The organism is Streptomyces griseorubiginosus (genome assembly GCF_001514195.1).
Classification (GTDB): domain Bacteria; phylum Actinomycetota; class Actinomycetes; order Streptomycetales; family Streptomycetaceae; genus Streptomyces; species Streptomyces griseorubiginosus.
On record NZ_KQ948747.1, the window covers coordinates 55077 to 71469 of the forward strand.

Sequence of the window (16393 nt, forward strand, 5' to 3'; positions counted from 1 at the left end):
CCCTTGCCTTCGGAGGTGCGTCGCTCCAGGTAGAGGCGGGTGCGCTCGTCTGGTCTCATGCGCGTGACCACGATGCGGTGCAGTGCGGCGTTGGTCTGCCTGTCTCCGCCGCGATAGAGCCGACGGTGGCTTTTCCTGAGGACTTCTCGACGGGACTGACACCGCACGGGGCGGCGAAGGATGCCTCACTGGCCAGCCGTTCCCTGTCGCCTGCAGTGATCAGCAGGGCCGCCGCGCTGTCGTGTCCCATCCCCGAGCTGCTCCAACAGGTTTCGGTAGCCCTGATCGCTATGGTTATTTGCCTTTCGAGCTCGGTGGCTTCGTGTCGAAGCTGCAAGACGCGCTGCGCCGCCAGCAGCCGCAGCGTGAAGACCACCGTGTCGGCTGCCGGGTTGCCCTCGCGGGGTGTCGGCCAGTTCTGCACACCGGCGGAGCAGCCGCGGATTCGAGAGCGGCTCCAGCTCCTCGCGCAGGGCAGACGGAGCGTTGACCAGCACGGACTTGAGCCGGTTGAGCGATTGAGTACGGGTTTTGACCGCGGAGTTCTTCTCCAGCCGGCGCATCCGCAAGGCTTCCACGTGCCCGTCGCCGCTCTTCGGTAGCGCCCGTGCGATGCCAGACAGCGCGGCCCGGGCGGCAGCCTCGGCATCGACGGCGTCGGTCTTGCCGCGGCGGCGCCGGGTGGATCGGTGGGCTGGTTCACCTCTACCACCACAACCTGCTGGGCCGCGAGGTAGCGGGCCAGGCCCGCACCGTAGGCGCCGGTGCACTCCACTCCGGCCTGCAGCACGGTCCCGCACTGGCGTGCCCAGTCGAGGAGCTGGCGGTAGCCGGCCGCGGTGGCCAGGAATTCCCCGCTGCTCAGCAGCCTGCCAAGGTGGTTAATAACGGCGGCGACGTGTACGTCTTTGTGGGTGTCGACGCCGAGCACCACCACGCGCGGCTCGGCCGCGGCCTCGGACAGCATGAACAGCAGGAAAGGCAGCAGACTTGCCGAGGGTGGTCACGGTGCTCCTGTTCGACGACGTTCCGAAAGTCAGCGCCGGTCGGTGGAGCGGTCAGAACGTGACGGTGCCTTCGAGGCCATGGCCCCTATCGGGACACGCTCCGCCCGGCCCGGTGCCGGTGGGTGTCGCTCCGGCCGGGCTGACAGATCAAATACAAGGCACAAGCGGCCAGTGAGAGTACGAGTCAAGCCGTGGCTGGAACGACACACCGCCATCCTCACAGTGAGAGTATTCGGCCCGTCCGTCGCCGACCCGGTCGCACTCGGCGAGCGTGCCCTCCAGCAGGACGAGGTTCGCGTCGGCCTCGCGCAGGACTCTCAGCAGTCCCAGACGGCGGCGGGCACCGCACCAGGTGCCGAAGGCCGACACACCCGCACGGGAACCGGCTACGTCTACCTGCACACCGCCTTGGAGGACCACTCCCGCCTGGCCCACAGCGAGGACCTGCCCGACGAGATCGCCGCGACGAGCGCCACATTCCCCCAGCGGGCCACCGCCTGGTTCGCCACCCGCGACATCACCGTCGAACGCGTCCTGACCGACGACACCTGGGCCTACAGCAAGAACACCTGGCGCCAGACCTGCCACGAACTGAGCATCAGCCCTGGCTGGATACGGCCCTGGCTGCCCCGAACCGACGGGCTAACGCTTCCACCGCGGCCGCCGCTCACCTCTGCGTGTTCGCGAAGGCGACGATGTTGCCCCCGCGAACACGTTGCGACGGAGTTGAGCATGGACATAAACGACGCCGTCGCCGGGTGACTGACGAACGCGCTGCGCGAGATGGGACAGCCGATAGAACTCCGCCACCACGCCGACGTGTTGAGGACACGTGAGGATCAGGACCGGCAGACCCACTCGCAGATGGAATTACGTACGTTTCCGTACCAGGGCGGCCGCACGTTCTGCGATGGCAAGAACGGTGGTGTGCGTGTTGGCAGTCGGAATGGCTGGAATGACCGAGGCGTCCGCAATACGAAGGTCGGCGATGCCGCGAACCTTGAGCTCCGAATCGACCACAGCGAGGTGGTCACTGCCTATCCGGCACGTCCCGACGTAGTGGAAGTACGTGCCTACACCTACCCGCAGATGGTCGCCGAGAGAGGTGTCCGGGAGGCCCGGCCCCGGCAGGACCTCTTCCCCCTGCCAGGCCGCCATGGCAGGGGCGCATCCGATGCGACGGGCGATCCGCAGGCCCTCTTTGAGTGCTTCGCGGTCGCCGCGGTCGCGGAGATACTCCGGGTCGATCACCGGCGGGCTGCTCGGGTCGGCGCTGCGCAGGCGCAGAGTGCCGCGGCTGCGCGGCGTCATCAAGCCGACCCCGAGTGTGTATCCCCGCTTCGGGGTGGCGAGCGCGGGGGCATTCAAGGGCAAGCTCAACAAGAATATCTGGAGGTCTGGTACACCTACCGTGGGGTGACTGCGTATCAGGCCGAGGAGTTCAATGTGGTTGATACTGCCGGGCACTGACTCGGGGGTGGAGTAGGTAACGCCGGTTGTGGGGTGGTCGTGCAGGTTCCCTCCCACCCCCGGAAGATCCACCACGAGGTCGACACCCATGTCGGACAGATGCGACTCCGGCCCGATGCCCGAGCGCAAGAGCACCTGCGGTGTGCCCACGGCGCCGGCGCTCAGCAGCACCTCCCGTCGGCACGCGACGGTGACGAGATCCGAACCGGTGGAGTACTCGACACCGACGCAGCGGTCCCCGCGGACCAGGACACGGTGCACAATCGCACTTGTGACAACCTGCAGATTCGGTCTCATTCTCGCAGGGGTGAGATAGGCGTCGGCTGCGCTGAGTCGGCGTCCATTCATGATGGCGAGGTCAGGGAAGCCGAATCCCTCCTCCAGCCCGCTGCTGACGTCGTCTGCCTGCGCGTACCCGGCCTGCTGAGCCGCTTCGATCACGGATACGGCAAAAGGGCTCGGCGGGACCGCAGGGGAGACGACTAATGGGCCAGAGGTCCCCCGCAACGTGGCATCACGATGAGGCGCAGACTCCGTGCGACGAAAATAGGGCAACAGAGCGGCGAAATCCCACCCTTTGACGCCCATCGCCGACCATGCGTCATAGCCCGAGCGGTGTCCCCGCACGTGCACCATTGCATTGATCGCTGACGAACCGCCAACGGCCCGCCCGTGCGGCCAAGGCACAGAAACATCCAGAGCAGACTGCGCAACCGTCACATCAGGCCAGCTCGCCTCACTAGCGAGCAGCATGGGCCATGTAGCAGGATCCACCGATTCGAGCGGCGGCTCCCCTCCCGCCTCCAAGAGAAGAACGCGTGCGTCCTGCTCCTCGGACAGTCTCGCCGCCAACACACAGCCGGCACTGCCTGCTCCCACGATCACGTAATCGTACTCCATTGCGGCAGTCCGCATTTGGCCTCCAGTAGCCGAGAAATAGGGTCTCGCCCAGCGCTGAGCAGGAGAATCAATCACGCCCCGGCCGCTGCAGTGCCTCTTCCGACCGCTCCGCCGCTTAGCCTGAGCCTTGAGATAAAGTACCTTCTGAGCTGCAACGATGAGGCTTCTCTAAGGTCCCAGCTGTTCCGACGGGAAGATACTTTCTGCGTGCACACTACCCGGTAACGCCCCGAACTTGTCGTCACCGCCGACGGGAACGGGGCGGTTAGCCACGTCGGCTCGCGGCTGGTCCCGGACCTACTGAGCTCTTCGGGTTGTTGCGGCGTCGGGTGAGTGTGAGTCCGGTGCCGGTGAGACAGTCGTCGATCAGGTCGGGGCGGATCTGGATGTGGCGCATTCCCCGCCGGAGGGTGCGCTCGAGGTGCTCGTCGTTGGTGAGCGTGGTGGTGGGCAGCCCGCCGCGCCGTAAAAGCGACCAGACGCCCTCGACAGATTTCAAGTTCAATGCGTACGAGGGAAGCTGCATGGTTGAGTCGCACTCGGGTGGGACTTCCGGGATCGGGCGCGTGCTCTGCAATGAACGTTCAAGCCGTTGCCCTCAGACTTCCGTGCTCGCCGTCTCGCTGAGCAGAGATCTCGTCGTACATCGTGTTGAGGTTCAGAGCGCCGCTCATCGGGTCTCTTCTTTGTGGATATCCCCGGCTTCAGCCGGGGGAGGAAGCGAAGTTCCTGCGGATCCAGGGCGGACCGGCGTTCGCCGGCCGCTGGCCGACCACCATGGCTCACACGGGAGTTGATGCGGTGTGAGGTGTGGCGGGGCAGGTGAAGCGGGCGTTCAGGTACCGCTTCTACCCCACCACCGAGCAGGCGGCCGAGCTGTCGCGCACGTTCGGCTGGGCTGCGTCCGTCTCGTCTATAACAAGGCGTTGGAGGAGCGCACCCGGGCCTGGTACGGCGAGCAGCGCCGGATCTCCTACGTGCAGTCCAGGGGTCGCACTGACCCGGTGGAAGAAGAGCGGGGAACTGGCCTTCCTGACCGAGGTGTCCTGCAATCCGCTGCAGCAGGCGCTGCGCCATCCGCAGACCGCGTTCGCCGACTTCTTCGCCAAACGGGCGAAGTACCGGCGCTACAAGTCGCGGAAGACGTCCCGGTCGTCGGCCGAGTACACCCGCCGCGCCTTCACCTGGCGTGAGGGGCGACTGACGCTGGCCAAGGTGGTGGAGTCGCTGGATATCGGCTGGCCGCGGCCGCTGCCCGAGGGGGCGGTGACGGTGCGGACCCCGGTGACCGTGTCTCGGGATGCGGCGGGACGCTGGTTCGTGTCCCCGCTGTGTGAGGACGCCATCATGCCCGCGCTCGCCGCCACGAACACCGTCGGCCTGGATGCCGGGATCACCTGCCTGGTGACCCTGTCCACTGGGGAGAAGATCACCAAACCTCGGCATGAACGCCGCGACCGCGCCCGTCCGGCCAGGGCGCAGCGGGAGCTGTCGTGCAAGGCGAAGGGCTCCGCGAACCGGGAGAAAGACCGTCGTCGCGTCGCCAGGGACCCTGCGCGGATCGCCGACTGGCGCCGCCACTTCCTGCACAAGCTGTCGACTCGACTCGTGCGCGAGAACCAAGTGGTCGTGATCGAGGACCTCACCGTCCGCAACCAGCTGAAGAACCGTCGCCTGGCGCGCGCCATCTCCGATACGGCCTGGATGGACCTGCACATGATGCTGGAGTACAAGTGCGCCTGGTACGGGCGCGACCTCGTCGTGATCGACTGCTTCTTCCCCTCCAGCAAGCTGTGCGGCGCCTGCGGCACACGCGTGGCGAAGCTGCCGCTGAATGTCCGCGCGTGTACGTGCGAATGCGGCACCGTGCACGACCGCGACGTGAACGCGGAGCGCAACATCCCGGCCGCCGGGCTGGCGGCAGCAGCCTGTGGAGACGGTGTAAGACCTCAACGGGAGTCCTCCCGGACGGGGCGGTCGTCGGTGAAGCAGGAACACCAGCGGGCGACCGCTGGAATCCCCCGCCTCTAGGCGGGGGAGGAAGTCAACGGCTCACACCGTCAGTTCTGCTGTCGTGGGCGGGTCCGCCCCCTCACGCGCGCACGTGAGCGCGGCCGCCCGGGCGGCCACCGCCAACGCCTCGTCGAGAATCGCAGGCAGTCGACCCGTTTCCGTCGCGGCGTGCAGTGCCGCGCGTGCGGTCTCCGCCTGCGCTCCCGGGCCGCCTCCCAGTAGCCCGGCGCGCAGCAGCCGACTGGCCAGTGCGGCCATGAACGCGTCGCCCGCTCCCACGGTGTCCCTTACCTGGACGTGCACCGGCTCGATGTTCTGGCAGCCGTTACGCCACCAGGCGCGAGCGCCGCTTGCACCCAGGGTGAGGACGACCAGCGCCGGGCCGCTCCGTGCCCAGCGGGCCGCCGTCTCGTCGGGACTCTCGCCGGGGTGGAGCCAGGCGAGGTCTTCTTCGCTCGCCTTCACCACGTCGCTGACAGCGACGAGTTGTGCCACCCGTCGGCGCTCCTGTTCCGCGGAGCGAAGCAGGGCGGGCCTGAGGTTGGGGTCGTAGGAAATGGTGGCTGAGGGCCGCAGGGTGTGCAGGGTGCTGAGGACCTGGTCGGCTCCCGGACCCAGGGCGGTGGCGATGGATCCGGTGTGGACGTGGGCCAGCGGACCGTCGCGCAGTGCCTCCGTGGCGGCCGCCGACAGCGCCCAGGTGATATCGAAGGTGTAGTTCGCGACGCCGGCTGCATCGAGCACGGCGGTCGCCGTGGAGGTGGCGGCGTCGACCACGGATCCCGATACCAGGTCGACCCCACTGCCCTCCAGGTGCTTTCGGACCAGGTGGCCGAAGTGGTCGGTTCCCATACGGGTGGCGAGGCGGACCGGGTGACCGAGCCTGCCCAGGCCGAGTGCCACATTGGCGGGGCTGCCACCGGGATGGCTGCGGAGTGGGCCGTCGGGGACGGCGATGACGTCCACCAGGGCTTCGCCGATGACGAGTACCGGATGTCCGGCGGCTGCCGTGTCTCCTCTGCCGGTCAGGATCCTGGGCGTCGATTCGGTGGCGGCCCGGCCGAGTCCGCTTTCGGTACTCCCGGTCACGGCAGCACCTGGATCTTGCGGCCCTTCCCGGCCTGGAACTGCCGAAGGGCCTCGGCGTAGTCCGCCAGCGGCAGCCGGTCGCTGATGAACACATCCGGGTCGAGCAGGCCGGCGACGAACAGGTCGGCGGCGCGCTCGTAGCTGTGCAGGACCGCCATCGAGCCGGTGATGGTGATCTCCTGGTTGTAGATGCGGTACGGGTCGATGGTGACCCGGGTCGCGTAGTCGGCGACACCGAACTGTAGGTAGGTGCCCCCCTTGCCGACCCGGCCCAGGGCGTCCTGGATGGCCTTGGCATTTCCGGTGGCGTCGATGACTACGTCCCAGCCGCGCGGGCGCTCGATCGCGTCGACGGTGGTCACGGCGTTGCTACAGCCGAGGCTACGGGCGGTGGCGAGCCGGTCCTCGTTGACGTCCACCATGTCGACGATGGCCGCGCCGGTGCGCTTGGCAAGTTCCAGCATCATCAGGCCCATGGTGCCCGAGCCGTAGATCAGCACGTTGCTGGCGAGCGTGGAACGCAGGATGTCGTAGCCGCGTACAGCGCAGGACAGCGGTTCGATGAGGGCGGCGTCCTCGGTGCGGACGTGCTCGGGGAGTTTGACGCAGTTTGCGGCGGGGGCGGCCGTGTACTGTGCCGCACCGCCGGGGACGGAGACACCGATGGCGTTCCAGCGCTCGCACAGGTTGCCGCGTCCGATGCGGCAGTAGTGGCACTCGTGGCAGTACAGAGAGGGATCGACGGCAACCTGGTCGCCGACCTTGAGGTCGCGTACTCCGGCGCCGAGGGCGACGATCTCGCCGGCGAACTCGTGCCCGGGAACGATGGGCAGGGTGGGTGCGAACTCGCCCTGCAGGATGTGGAGATCGGTGCCGCACAGGCCGCAAGCCGAGACCTCGATCACCACCTGTCCGGCTCCGGGTATGGGGTCGTCGACGGTCTCGACGCCGACCTGGCCGGGCGAGCTGATGACGGCGGCTTTCACTTGACTGCTCCAAGGGAGAGGCCCTGGACAAGCTTGTCCTGGGCGGCGAATCCGGCGATGAGAACCGGCAGGGAGATGCAGACGGCGGCGGCGCACACCTTGGCCAGGAACAGGCCCTGGCTGGTGACGAAGCCGGTGAGGAAGACGGGGGCGGTGCCAGCGACGACGCCGGTCAGCACGCGGGCGAAGAGCAGTTCGTTCCAGCTGAAGATGAAGCAGATCAGTGAGGTGGCGGCGATGCCGGGGGCGACGACCGGGGCGACGATCCGAGTGAGGACCGTGGGCAGCCCGGCGCCGTCGATGGAGGCCGCCTCCAGGATCTCGACCGGGACCTCGGAGAGGAAGGAACGCATCATCCACACCGCGATCGGGAGGTTCATCGATGTGTAGAGGATGACCAGCAGCCCGATGTTGTCGAGCAGGCCGGTGTTCTTGGCGATCAGGTAGACCGGCAGGAGGCCGGCGACCGCGGGCAGCATCTTGGTGGACAGGAAGAAGAACATGGCGTCCGACCACTTGCGCACGGGCTTGATGGACAACGCGTAGGCGGCCGGGATGGACAGAACCAGCACCAGGAGCGTCGACATCAGGCTCGCGGAGAAGGAGTTGATCAGCGGTGGCCAGGGGGAGACGCCTGTGCTGGCGCCGAAGAACTGCCGGTAGCCCTGGAGGGTCAGCGACGCCCCGATGCTCGGCGGGTTGGTGGCGGCGTCGGGCTCGCTGTGCAGGGAGGTGAGGACCATCCAGGCGACCGGGAGGAAGAACATGATGCCGCAGAGCCAGGCCAGCAGGCCGAGCGCGCCGCGCCTGCTTCGAGCTGTGAGGCTTCCGGGAGTCGCGATGGAGGTAGCCATCAGCGGGTCTCCTCTCGGAGCAGGGACGAAACGGTCCTGAGCGCGAAGCTGCCCACGAGGAGGGAGGACAGGACGACGATGACGCCCTCCGCGGAGGCCTGCCCGTAGTCATGCCCCTGGTAGAAGGTCTCGTAGACGGTGTAGGGCAGGTTGGCGGTGCCCAGACCGCCGCCGGTGAGCGTGAACACGGCGTCGAAGTTCTGCACCACGTAGATGGTGCCGAGCAGCGAGGCCAGCTCCAGATAGCGGCGCAGGTGGGGGAAGGTGAGATAGCGGAAGATCTGCCAGGTGGTCGCACCGTCCACGCGGGCCGCCTCGACGGCGTCCATGGGGCGACTCTGCAGTCCTGCCAGCAGGATCAGCATCATGAAGGGCGTCCACTGCCAGATCAGGGACGTCTCCACCGACATCAGAGGAATCGACGACAGCCAGTCGGGTTGTGGCGCATTGTCGCTGCCGAACACACTCCACAGCCAGGTCAGCGAGCCGTTGATCAATCCGTAGGTGGCGTTGTACAGGGCGTGCTTCCACAGCAGCGCGGAGGCCACCGGCACCACGAGGAACGGTGTGATCAGCATGGTGCGGACGAGGCCGCGGCCGCGGAATCGGCGGTCGAGGAGCAAGGCTAGTCCCAGTCCCAATATCAGGCTGACCAGGACTACCGTGGCGGTCAGGCTGACGGTTGTCAGCAAAGAGGAACGCAGCTGGGGGTCGGTCACCGCGTCCTTGTAGTTCTGAAGACCCGCGAAGGCCTTGTTGTTCGGGTCGAGGGCGTTCCATCGCATGAACGAGATCGTCACGGTGCCGACGAACGGTAGCTGGGTGACCACGATCATGAAGATCAGGGCGGGCAGCAGCGGGGCCCGCCTGGCCCATGCCCCACGGGACCGCTTTGGGGGTGCTGCCGGGTGGGCGGCTTGCGGTGCCCGGGCACGCTTGGTGAGCGAATGAGTGAGGGTCATAGGTACGTCTCCGCTGGGCCCCGGTGCCCCGATCCCGCGGGGCGGGACCGGGGGGCCGTGAGTGTGGGGTGGATCGGGGAGGGGTCACTTGGCGTCGTACTTGGCGGCGACCTTTTCGGCGAGTACCTGACTGGCCTTCAGTGCCTTCTCGACGCTGGTTTTGCCTGCGATGGCGGAGCTGATCTGCTGGGAAACCTGCGTACCCAGGTCAGTGAACTCGGGGATGCCGACAAACTGGATGCCGGGGGCGGGCCGCGGCTGCACGCCCGGGTTGCCCGGGTCGGCGGACTTTAGCGCGTTCGCGGTAGCTGTGGCGAAGGCCGAGGCCGCAGCGACGTACTTCGGGTTGGCGTAGGTGGAAGTCCGCTTGCCCGCCGGGACGTTGGACCAGCCGAGCTTGGAGCCCACCAGGTCCTCGTACTTCTTGCTGGACGCCCAGGAGATGAACTTCCAGGCGTCGTCCCGGTGCTTGCTCGCCTTCTGCACGCCCCAGGCCCAGGTGTAGAGCCAGCCCGAGCTCTTGGTCTGGCCGACCGGTGCGGGCGCGTAGCCCATTTTGCCGGCCACTGGTGACCCACTGGCTTCGAGCGACCCGGCGGCGGAGGTGGCGTCGTACCACATGGCGACCTTCCCCTGCTCCGTGTCGTTGAGGCACTCGGCGAATCCGGACTGGGGTGCGCCCGCCTCGCCGTGGGAACGGACGAGGTCGACGTAGAACTTGGTGGCCTTTTCAAAGGCGGGGCTGTCGACCTGGGCCTTCCAGTCCTTGTCGAACCAGGTGCCACCCATGGTGTTGACCACTGTGGTCAGCGGTGCCATCACCTCGCCCCATCCCGGCAGACCACGCAGGCAGATCCCCTTCATGCCGGGCTTGGCGCCATCGGCCTTGGCGGCCAGGGCGGCCACCTGCTGCCAGGTGGGGTTGGTCGGCATGGTGAGCCCCTTCTCCTTGAAGATGTCCTTGCGGTACATCAGGAAGGACGACTCGCCGTAGAACGGCTCGGCGTAAATCTGGCCGGACGCGGTCAGAGACTGCCGCATGGCGGGCAGGATGTCGCCTTGGTCGAAGGCGGTGTCCTTCTTCGCGTACGAGGTCAGCGGGGCAAGCCAGCCGTTCTTGGCGTAGATCGGCGTCTCATAGTTGCTGATCGTCGCCACGTCGTACTGGCCGGCCTGGCTGGAGAAGTCCTGGGTGATCTTGTCGCGGACGTCGTTCTCGGGCAGCAGAGTGAAGTTGACCTTGATGCCGGTCTGCTTGGTGAAGTTGTCCGCGGTGAGGTTCTGCAGGTCCGCCATCTGCGGGTTGTTGACCATCAGCACGTTGATGGAGTGCGAGCCGGAGCCGCTCCCGGCTCCGCCGGCGCCCGCACAGGCCGTGAGCAGTGCGCCGCACATGGCCAGCGCGCCGAGTGGCACGGCGCGCCGCAGCATGTTCGTTCTTGAAGTCATGATCGTCCTTTTCATGAAATACGAGGGTGCGGGTGGGGCGAGAAAGGGAGAAATGTGGGATCGGGCAGACGGTCGGCTGGATGGGCTGCGCAGGCAAGGGGGTGCCGTCAGGGCGGCTCGGGCTGAGCCGTTGCCGGTTTCTGGGGAGGGGAAGAGGGATGAGCGAGTCAGACCCGGTGTACGCGGGGGCCCATCAGTGAGTAGCGGTGCCCTTCGGCGCTGGATAGTCCGACGTCGGTGACGATCGCCTCGAAGTCGTCCACCCCGGCGAAGCGGCAGAAGCTGCTCGCGCCGAACTTGCTGTGGTGCCCCATGAAGACCCGTCGACGGGACACGGCCAGCGCCTTGGCCTTGACATCGGCCACCACGGGATCAGGCGTTGTCAGGCCGAGCTCGCGGGAGATGCCGTTCGACCCGAGAAAGGCCAGGTCGATGACGAATCGCTCGAGCATGGCGCAGGCCCACGACCCCACCGTGGCCAGCGTCCTGGCCCGGACACGACCGCCGAGGAGTAATACGGTGACCTGCTGAGAGTCGACGATCGCGGCTGCGGTGGACAGCGACGCTGTGACCACGGTCAGGGGCCGGTCACAGGGGAGGAGGCCGGCGAGGAGCTGGGGGGTGTAGCCCTCGTCCACGAACACCGTTTCCGCGTCACCGAGGAGTTTGACCGCCTCCGCGGCGATCCGGCGCTTGTCCCTGACATGCAGGGTCTCTCGTTCAGGCAGGCCCGTTTCGAAGCCCGCGCCCTCGACGGGATAGGCGCCGCCGTAGGTGCGGCGGAGCAGACCCCTGCGTTCCAGCACGCCGAGATCGCGACGGATGGTCTCCGGCGCGACTTCAAGGTCGACGGCAATGGTGGTGACCTCGACGCGTCCTTGGTGGCGAGCGAGCGCAAGAATCCGGCTCTGGCGCTCCTCGGCGTTCATCGCACTTCCTCACCTTCCGTACCGGTCCGGGCACGGCGTGCCCGGACTTGCCGCACATTTATACCAATCAGCTTTTGCTGCAAAGAGGCCCGCAGCCGCTCTGAAATCGCCCGATGATGTCTGATTCAATTTTGCGAATTCACAGGTCATGGAAATGCTGCACGTTTTGCCCCCATTCGTTGTTGCCCGTACGGGCGGCTTCCAGTGCCCGGTTCGGGCGGACAGCGGACTGTGACCGACCTCATCGCTGCTCGCGCTCCTCCAGGCCAGAATGGCCAGGGTGGCCCGATTCGGAGGTCCGATCGGTCCGCTGAACGAAGTCGGACACGTCGTCGGCGGCCGTACAAGCCGGTCTTCGCCGACTTCGGGCCAGCGTTGCGTACGTACACTCCACGGTCGGGGATCCTTAGGTAATGACGGGCAATGATGTTTGTCCTGGCGAACGTCTTCTGCGGCTGCTGCTTGCGCTGGTCTGGTAAAGACCGATGCAGTGGGAATGCGTCGCACCCGCCCTCATGCAACGTGGTGTGGCTGCGGCGCCGACCCATCTGACCCTTCTGTCGGTCTGACAATGCCCTGAGCTGACCCGTTCCTCCACAGCACAGAAACCGCGCACCCAGTGATCAATACGGGACACACAACCGACTGCCTCTTCGTCATGTCGTATGTCGGCGCCGTGATCGTCCACGGCACGCCGGTATCTATCGTTCAAGGAGGTTCGTGCGAGTGCGCACCGGAGCAGGGCTGGGTCTGCACGGCATGGACGTCATCAACTATGGCCACAGGGGGACGGTGGACGCGGAGTACCGCCGGACGAACGGCCGTGTCCCGTCCTCGTGTTCCACCCACTACGCCGTCGGGGCCCAGCCGTCCTTCGCCCCGCCGACCGCGGAGGGTGGGGTGTACGCGTGCGGTCCACGCTCGATCCGCTGCCCATGGTGGCCATGACAGTCACCGCGGTCGCCATCTCGGCCACTGTCCCGCTCACCGCCGCCTCGGCCTCGCCGTCCGCCAGGGCCTTCTACCGCAACTGCCTCGGCTTCGCCACGCTTGGTCCCATCCTGCTCGTACTGCGCCCTCGCGAAGTGATGCGCGCCACGAGGGGTGAGCGCGGCCTCCTGCGCCGGGAGTAGCCGCGGCCATTGGTCTCCGCTTCCTCCCCCTAGCAACTGCTCTCAAACACGCTCGAACTTTGCTCAGACGAACATAACGTTTACCGCTGCACTGCTGGACGGTCGACCCAAAATACTTTTTTTGCACCAGCTTTAAGGATGCGAGATGACACCAGCTGCTGACTCAATTCGCAAAGCCAAACACTTTACTGACGGCCTGTGGCCTGCCCAGGCGCGAGAGGTCTCCCACATCGGAAACGCCTGCGTGGTCGAAGGGATCGGCGACTTCAACCTGGACGACCTCGACCTGGTGCGTCGCCGATTCCCGGACCGGCTCGTGACCCTCGACGGCGACGTCATCACTGTTTGGCCGCCGCCATCAGCCACCGGGTGAGGCCACACTCGGTCTACCGCCCTCAAGCTCGGCCTTAAGCCTTGCGCATCAGGGCCAGCGACTACCTCGGGGCCGCGACCGCATCCATGCCCCGGCCAGTCCGATCTTCGTCGACGTCACCGGCCTGCCTCCGCTGCTCGTCCAGGTCGGCCCGCACGAGGTCCTGCTCGACGACGCAATAGGGCTCGCCGTCCGCGCCGCCGACCACGACATCCCCGTACGACTCCAGGTCTGGCTCCAGGTACCGCACGTCTTACAAGGGTTCGCTGCTCTCCTCGGCGAAGCCACAGCCATTGAGTCAGGGTGTTGTCGGTGGAGTCCGTGGTACGAGGTTTCTCTGCGTGCTCGCACAGGGCCTGAACGCGGTCTCTGAACTAACCGCTACGCCGGACCGGCTGCCACGGCGAGAATGGCGCGAGCTCGCCCCCGTTCTGCTACCCCGCCATACCCAGGTGGCCGCCTCACGCCGAAGCACCTGACCACCGGACGCGGAAAACAGCGGACCCGCCGACCGCAATGCGGGCGGGACACTGCCTCCCTGGCTCCTCCTCGATGACAACAAGCCTGCCGTGGTGACAACTATCGTGCTTCGGCTCATGTCCGAGAAGACCTCGAAGCCGCTCGACGAAGTCGACGATTTCCTCATTAAGGGAATCAACGCCAAGAATTTCCCGCGGGTCAAGTAAGCAGAACCGTCTTTCCGTGACGCAATTAATGGGGAAAAATGCCCAGTAAGCAGGAGCGTAAAACTGGCCCGGCAACCAACCGGGAAGAGGGCACGGCGTCTGATCCGGAGCAGTCGAGTGCTTCCGCAGCTTCGGCTGCGGAAGCGTCGTCGAAAGCTGCGGATAAAGTCGAAGCCATCGACGAGGTTCTTGAGGAGTTCGATGATCTGACGCTTGCCGAACTCGGATTCCGGAAAGAGGACAAGCTGGATCCCGCCAAGATAGACGAAGCCATCGAGGAAAAGGTCAAGGGGTTCGTACAGAAGGGTGGCCAGTAGGCGATGGTCAGGTCGGCATCGAAACCCGCGCTGGTCCTCAACGGTGAAGGACTTGGCGAGCATGTCGAATTTGCGGGTGCGCTGCTCGCCGCCGGTGTTGAGGTCGTTTTCCGTAGTATCGAGGAAATCGCCATCTACACCGGCCCCGCGGGAGTCCATATCCGCGAGACGGTGAGCGGGCGGGATCTGGCCGACTTCGGTCTGGTGCAAGTCCTTGCCTATCACCGTCCCACCGCGACTCTCTTGAACGCGCTCGCGGACTACCTCGCGACTAAAGGTGTCCATGCCGTCAACGTCGCAGGTATCGGCGCCCCCACCAAACTGTTCAAGTACGTGCGGTTGGCCAACCGTGGGCTGTCCATACCATCCACGGCCTATCTGCCACTGCGATTGCTCCCAGATGCTTATCATGATCTGGCCGCGCGGCTTGACCTGCCATTCGTGTTGAAAACAGTCACGGGCGGCAGACGTGGCCGGACCAGCCTCGTTGGTAGCCAAGCAGCGTTCACCGAAAAACTCCGAGATGCCGACCAGGCGCGCGGGCTCCTCGCCCAGGAACTCGTGCCACCTGATGGTGCATTTTTCTTACTCGTTTTGGGGGGTTACGTATCTTTTGCTCTGCAGCGTCGCAGCATCGGTGGCGGCCATCTGCTAGAGAAATCGGGCTGGGAGGATGCCACTCTCGTCGACCCGTATGGGTTGGATCCGGAGGCGCAGCAGGCCGCTGTTCAGGCTGCGACAGCGTTGGGCTACGACATCGCCGGTGTCCATCTCGTTCGGCATTGGACGACCGGGCAATGGTGTGTCCTGGATGTGAGCCCGAATCCGCCGATCGGGAGCGGCGGGTACACAGCCGGCAAGGTCAGGGCCTATTCGGCATACTTGAAAAGTCGACTCACCGATCCTCCCCCGGATACCAGTGGCTTGTCGGATCCGGACGTTACTGGGCTGCGCGCCCAGCCGTAGTGCGAGAGGTCATGCAGCCTGGCCGCGTAGGTGGCGGTCCCGGGCGGGCTGTCGCCGTGCGGTCGACTGAAATCGACGTCCAGGTGCGAGTCGTACGGCTCGGGCACAAGGTGGAGCTCGTGGCTGGAGTACTCGCCGAAGTGGCGCACGGCCTGGATGCCCGCTCGCTGTGCGACATGGAGATGGAGGAGGTGCGCGGGCAACGAGACGTAGCACTCGCAGCCAGCCGTCAAGCTGAGACCGCCGTGCAGGCACTGCGCAGAACAGCCGGCTGATCGCCACAGATGCTCCGGATCCAACCGTCGCAGCCGCTTCATGGACGTCCTCGTGCTGCCCTGGACGCTTGGCCGAGGAATGCTCGAACGGGGCCTGACAGTTCGTCTGGCCTGCTGAGGGTGACGACATTCAGCCCGGTTGGAGTGGCGTGCAAGGGGCGGTAGGTGATGTCAGGTAGCGCGATGTATTGGGTGGGCGTCGGAACGACGGCCACGCCCGCCCCGGCGGCGGCGAGGGCAAGTACGGCGAGTGAACCGCTTACCAGGTGGATGCCTGACTTGTGCTCGCGGGGGGTGATCTGAAGCCGGGCGAGCAAGGTCTCGTCGCCTTCGTCGGCGGCGACCACGATGAGTTTCTCGTCCGTCAGGTCGGCTGCTGTCACCGTCGCGGCGTCGGCCAGTGGGTGGTCGCGCCGCACGGCGATCGACAGGGACGATTTCGCGCGGCGGGTCACGACGAGGTCGTCGGCATCGTTGAGGTCGAAGTCGGCGCTGTATCCGATATCGATCGTGCCTTCCCGTACGCCGTGGATCTGCGCGGTGGGTGGCAGTTCGGTCAGGGTGAGCTCCACATGGGGATGTGCCTGGTGGAAGCGGCGCAGGTCTGCGGGCAGGACACCTTCCAGCACCGCGACGCCGGAGAAGGCGATCCGGACCTCCCCGATCTCGCCGTTGACCGATTGCCGGGCGACGCTGAGCGCTCGGTCGGCCTGGGCCAGAGTGCGACGCGCCTCGGCCAGCAGCAGCTCTCCCGCCTCGGTGAGTTCGACGCGACGGCTCGTCCGGGCGAACACAGGGCCCCCCACCTCGCGCTCAAGGCTTTGCACCTGTGCGCTCAACGTGGATTGGGTCACGTGGAGCCGGGCCGCCGCACGCCCGAAGTGGCGCTCCTCCGCGACCGCCACGAAATACCGCAGGTGACGCAGCTCCATAAGACCTCTTTAATCGCCCACAGCGATGAGTGCATCGTATCAATCAATTGGA

Annotated in this window: 16 protein-coding genes and 5 pseudogenes; 8 read left to right on the plus strand and 13 right to left on the minus strand. The window is 66.2% G+C overall.

The window, feature by feature from the left end:
• Window positions 1-55 precede the first annotated feature (55 nt).
• The 4 genes and pseudogenes from AQJ54_RS47640 to AQJ54_RS45370 all read right to left on the minus strand — a co-directional run.
• Window positions 56-250, minus strand: a complete 195-nt coding sequence (locus AQJ54_RS47640) for a transposase (protein WP_346265484.1) — start codon at window positions 248-250, stop codon at window positions 56-58.
• The gene (locus AQJ54_RS45365) at window positions 186-800 is read right to left on the minus strand and encodes an IS110 family transposase (RefSeq protein WP_346265485.1); all 615 of its coding nucleotides are present in this window, start codon (window positions 798-800) and stop codon (window positions 186-188) included. The genes AQJ54_RS47640 and AQJ54_RS45365 overlap by 65 nt, the downstream gene beginning before the upstream one ends.
• Window positions 755-967, minus strand: a pseudogene (locus tag AQJ54_RS47645) (IS110 family transposase); the annotation flags it as partial. The pseudogene AQJ54_RS47645 and the gene AQJ54_RS45365, both read right to left, overlap by 46 nt.
• A 262-nt stretch (window positions 968-1229) precedes the next feature.
• Window positions 1230-1349 (minus strand): annotated as a pseudogene (locus AQJ54_RS45370) (IS5/IS1182 family transposase); the annotation flags it as partial.
• Between the two features lie 45 nt (window positions 1350-1394).
• Between AQJ54_RS45370 and AQJ54_RS45375 the strand changes: the two are divergent.
• A pseudogene (locus tag AQJ54_RS45375) lies at window positions 1395-1769 on the plus strand (DDE-type integrase/transposase/recombinase); the annotation flags it as partial.
• A gap of 108 nt (window positions 1770-1877) precedes the next feature.
• Here AQJ54_RS45375 and AQJ54_RS39325 read toward each other — a convergent pair.
• Together AQJ54_RS39325 and AQJ54_RS45380 are read right to left on the minus strand one after the other, a co-directional pair.
• Complete coding sequence (locus tag AQJ54_RS39325; protein ID WP_107121244.1) at window positions 1878-3377, minus strand: GMC family oxidoreductase; 1500 nt, start codon at window positions 3375-3377, stop codon at window positions 1878-1880.
• 297 nt (window positions 3378-3674) lie between these two features.
• Window positions 3675-3903, minus strand: a pseudogene (locus AQJ54_RS45380) (IS630 family transposase); the annotation flags it as partial.
• A gap of 284 nt (window positions 3904-4187) precedes the next feature.
• Between AQJ54_RS45380 and AQJ54_RS39330 the strand changes: the two are divergent.
• A pseudogene (locus AQJ54_RS39330) lies at window positions 4188-5408 on the plus strand (RNA-guided endonuclease InsQ/TnpB family protein).
• A 21-nt stretch (window positions 5409-5429) separates the two neighbouring features.
• Here AQJ54_RS39330 and AQJ54_RS39335 read toward each other — a convergent pair.
• The 6 genes from AQJ54_RS39335 to AQJ54_RS39360 all read right to left on the minus strand — a co-directional run bounded on the left by AQJ54_RS39335 (window position 5430) and on the right by AQJ54_RS39360 (window position 11659).
• Window positions 5430-6479: a carbohydrate kinase family protein gene (locus AQJ54_RS39335; protein WP_248845534.1), complete on the minus strand. Its 1050-nt coding sequence runs from the start codon at window positions 6477-6479 to the stop codon at window positions 5430-5432.
• Complete coding sequence (locus AQJ54_RS39340) at window positions 6476-7465, minus strand: zinc-dependent alcohol dehydrogenase family protein (protein ID WP_062245958.1); 990 nt, start codon at window positions 7463-7465, stop codon at window positions 6476-6478. The genes AQJ54_RS39335 and AQJ54_RS39340 overlap by 4 nt, the downstream gene beginning before the upstream one ends.
• Window positions 7462-8319, minus strand: a complete 858-nt coding sequence (locus AQJ54_RS39345) for a carbohydrate ABC transporter permease (RefSeq protein WP_062245960.1) — start codon at window positions 8317-8319, stop codon at window positions 7462-7464. The genes AQJ54_RS39340 and AQJ54_RS39345 overlap by 4 nt, the downstream gene beginning before the upstream one ends.
• Window positions 8319-9281 (minus strand): carbohydrate ABC transporter permease, encoded by a 963-nt coding sequence (locus AQJ54_RS39350; RefSeq protein WP_062245962.1) that lies wholly within the window; start codon window positions 9279-9281, stop codon window positions 8319-8321. Before AQJ54_RS39350 ends, AQJ54_RS39345 begins: the two co-directional genes overlap by 1 nt.
• 84 nt (window positions 9282-9365) lie before the next feature.
• A complete protein-coding gene (locus AQJ54_RS39355) occupies window positions 9366-10730 on the minus strand; it encodes an ABC transporter substrate-binding protein (protein ID WP_079070226.1) in 1365 nt (454 codons plus the stop codon).
• Window positions 10731-10897: 167 nt separating this feature from the next.
• Window positions 10898-11659: a DeoR/GlpR family DNA-binding transcription regulator gene (locus tag AQJ54_RS39360; RefSeq protein WP_062245966.1), complete on the minus strand. Its 762-nt coding sequence runs from the start codon at window positions 11657-11659 to the stop codon at window positions 10898-10900.
• Window positions 11660-12567: 908 nt separating this feature from the next.
• On the opposite strand from AQJ54_RS39360, the gene AQJ54_RS39365 reads away from it, so the two are divergent.
• The 6 genes from AQJ54_RS39365 (at window position 12568) to AQJ54_RS45885 (ending at window position 15409) form a co-directional block, all read left to right on the plus strand.
• Window positions 12568-12792, plus strand: a complete 225-nt coding sequence (locus tag AQJ54_RS39365) for a hypothetical protein (protein ID WP_062245968.1) — start codon at window positions 12568-12570, stop codon at window positions 12790-12792.
• A 145-nt stretch (window positions 12793-12937) separates the two neighbouring features.
• Window positions 12938-13165, plus strand: a complete 228-nt coding sequence (locus AQJ54_RS45870) for a hypothetical protein (protein ID WP_159055609.1) — start codon at window positions 12938-12940, stop codon at window positions 13163-13165.
• A gap of 103 nt (window positions 13166-13268) precedes the next feature.
• Window positions 13269-13538, plus strand: coding sequence for an alpha/beta hydrolase family protein (locus AQJ54_RS44340; protein WP_248845550.1), 270 nt, complete (start codon window positions 13269-13271; stop codon window positions 13536-13538).
• 351 nt (window positions 13539-13889) lie between these two features.
• Window positions 13890-14168 (plus strand): hypothetical protein, encoded by a 279-nt coding sequence (locus tag AQJ54_RS45875; protein WP_159055610.1) that lies wholly within the window; start codon window positions 13890-13892, stop codon window positions 14166-14168.
• 3 nt (window positions 14169-14171) lie between these two features.
• The gene (locus AQJ54_RS45880; RefSeq protein ID WP_159055611.1) at window positions 14172-15134 is read left to right on the plus strand and encodes an ATP-grasp domain-containing protein; all 963 of its coding nucleotides are present in this window, start codon (window positions 14172-14174) and stop codon (window positions 15132-15134) included.
• 56 nt (window positions 15135-15190) lie between these two features.
• The gene (locus tag AQJ54_RS45885; protein WP_159055612.1) at window positions 15191-15409 is read left to right on the plus strand and encodes a hypothetical protein; all 219 of its coding nucleotides are present in this window, start codon (window positions 15191-15193) and stop codon (window positions 15407-15409) included.
• A 38-nt stretch (window positions 15410-15447) separates the two neighbouring features.
• Here the strand turns inward: AQJ54_RS45885 and AQJ54_RS39380 are convergent, their stop codons facing one another.
• Window positions 15448-16341, minus strand: coding sequence for a LysR substrate-binding domain-containing protein (locus AQJ54_RS39380; protein WP_062245981.1), 894 nt, complete (start codon window positions 16339-16341; stop codon window positions 15448-15450).
• Window positions 16342-16393 lie beyond the last annotated feature (52 nt).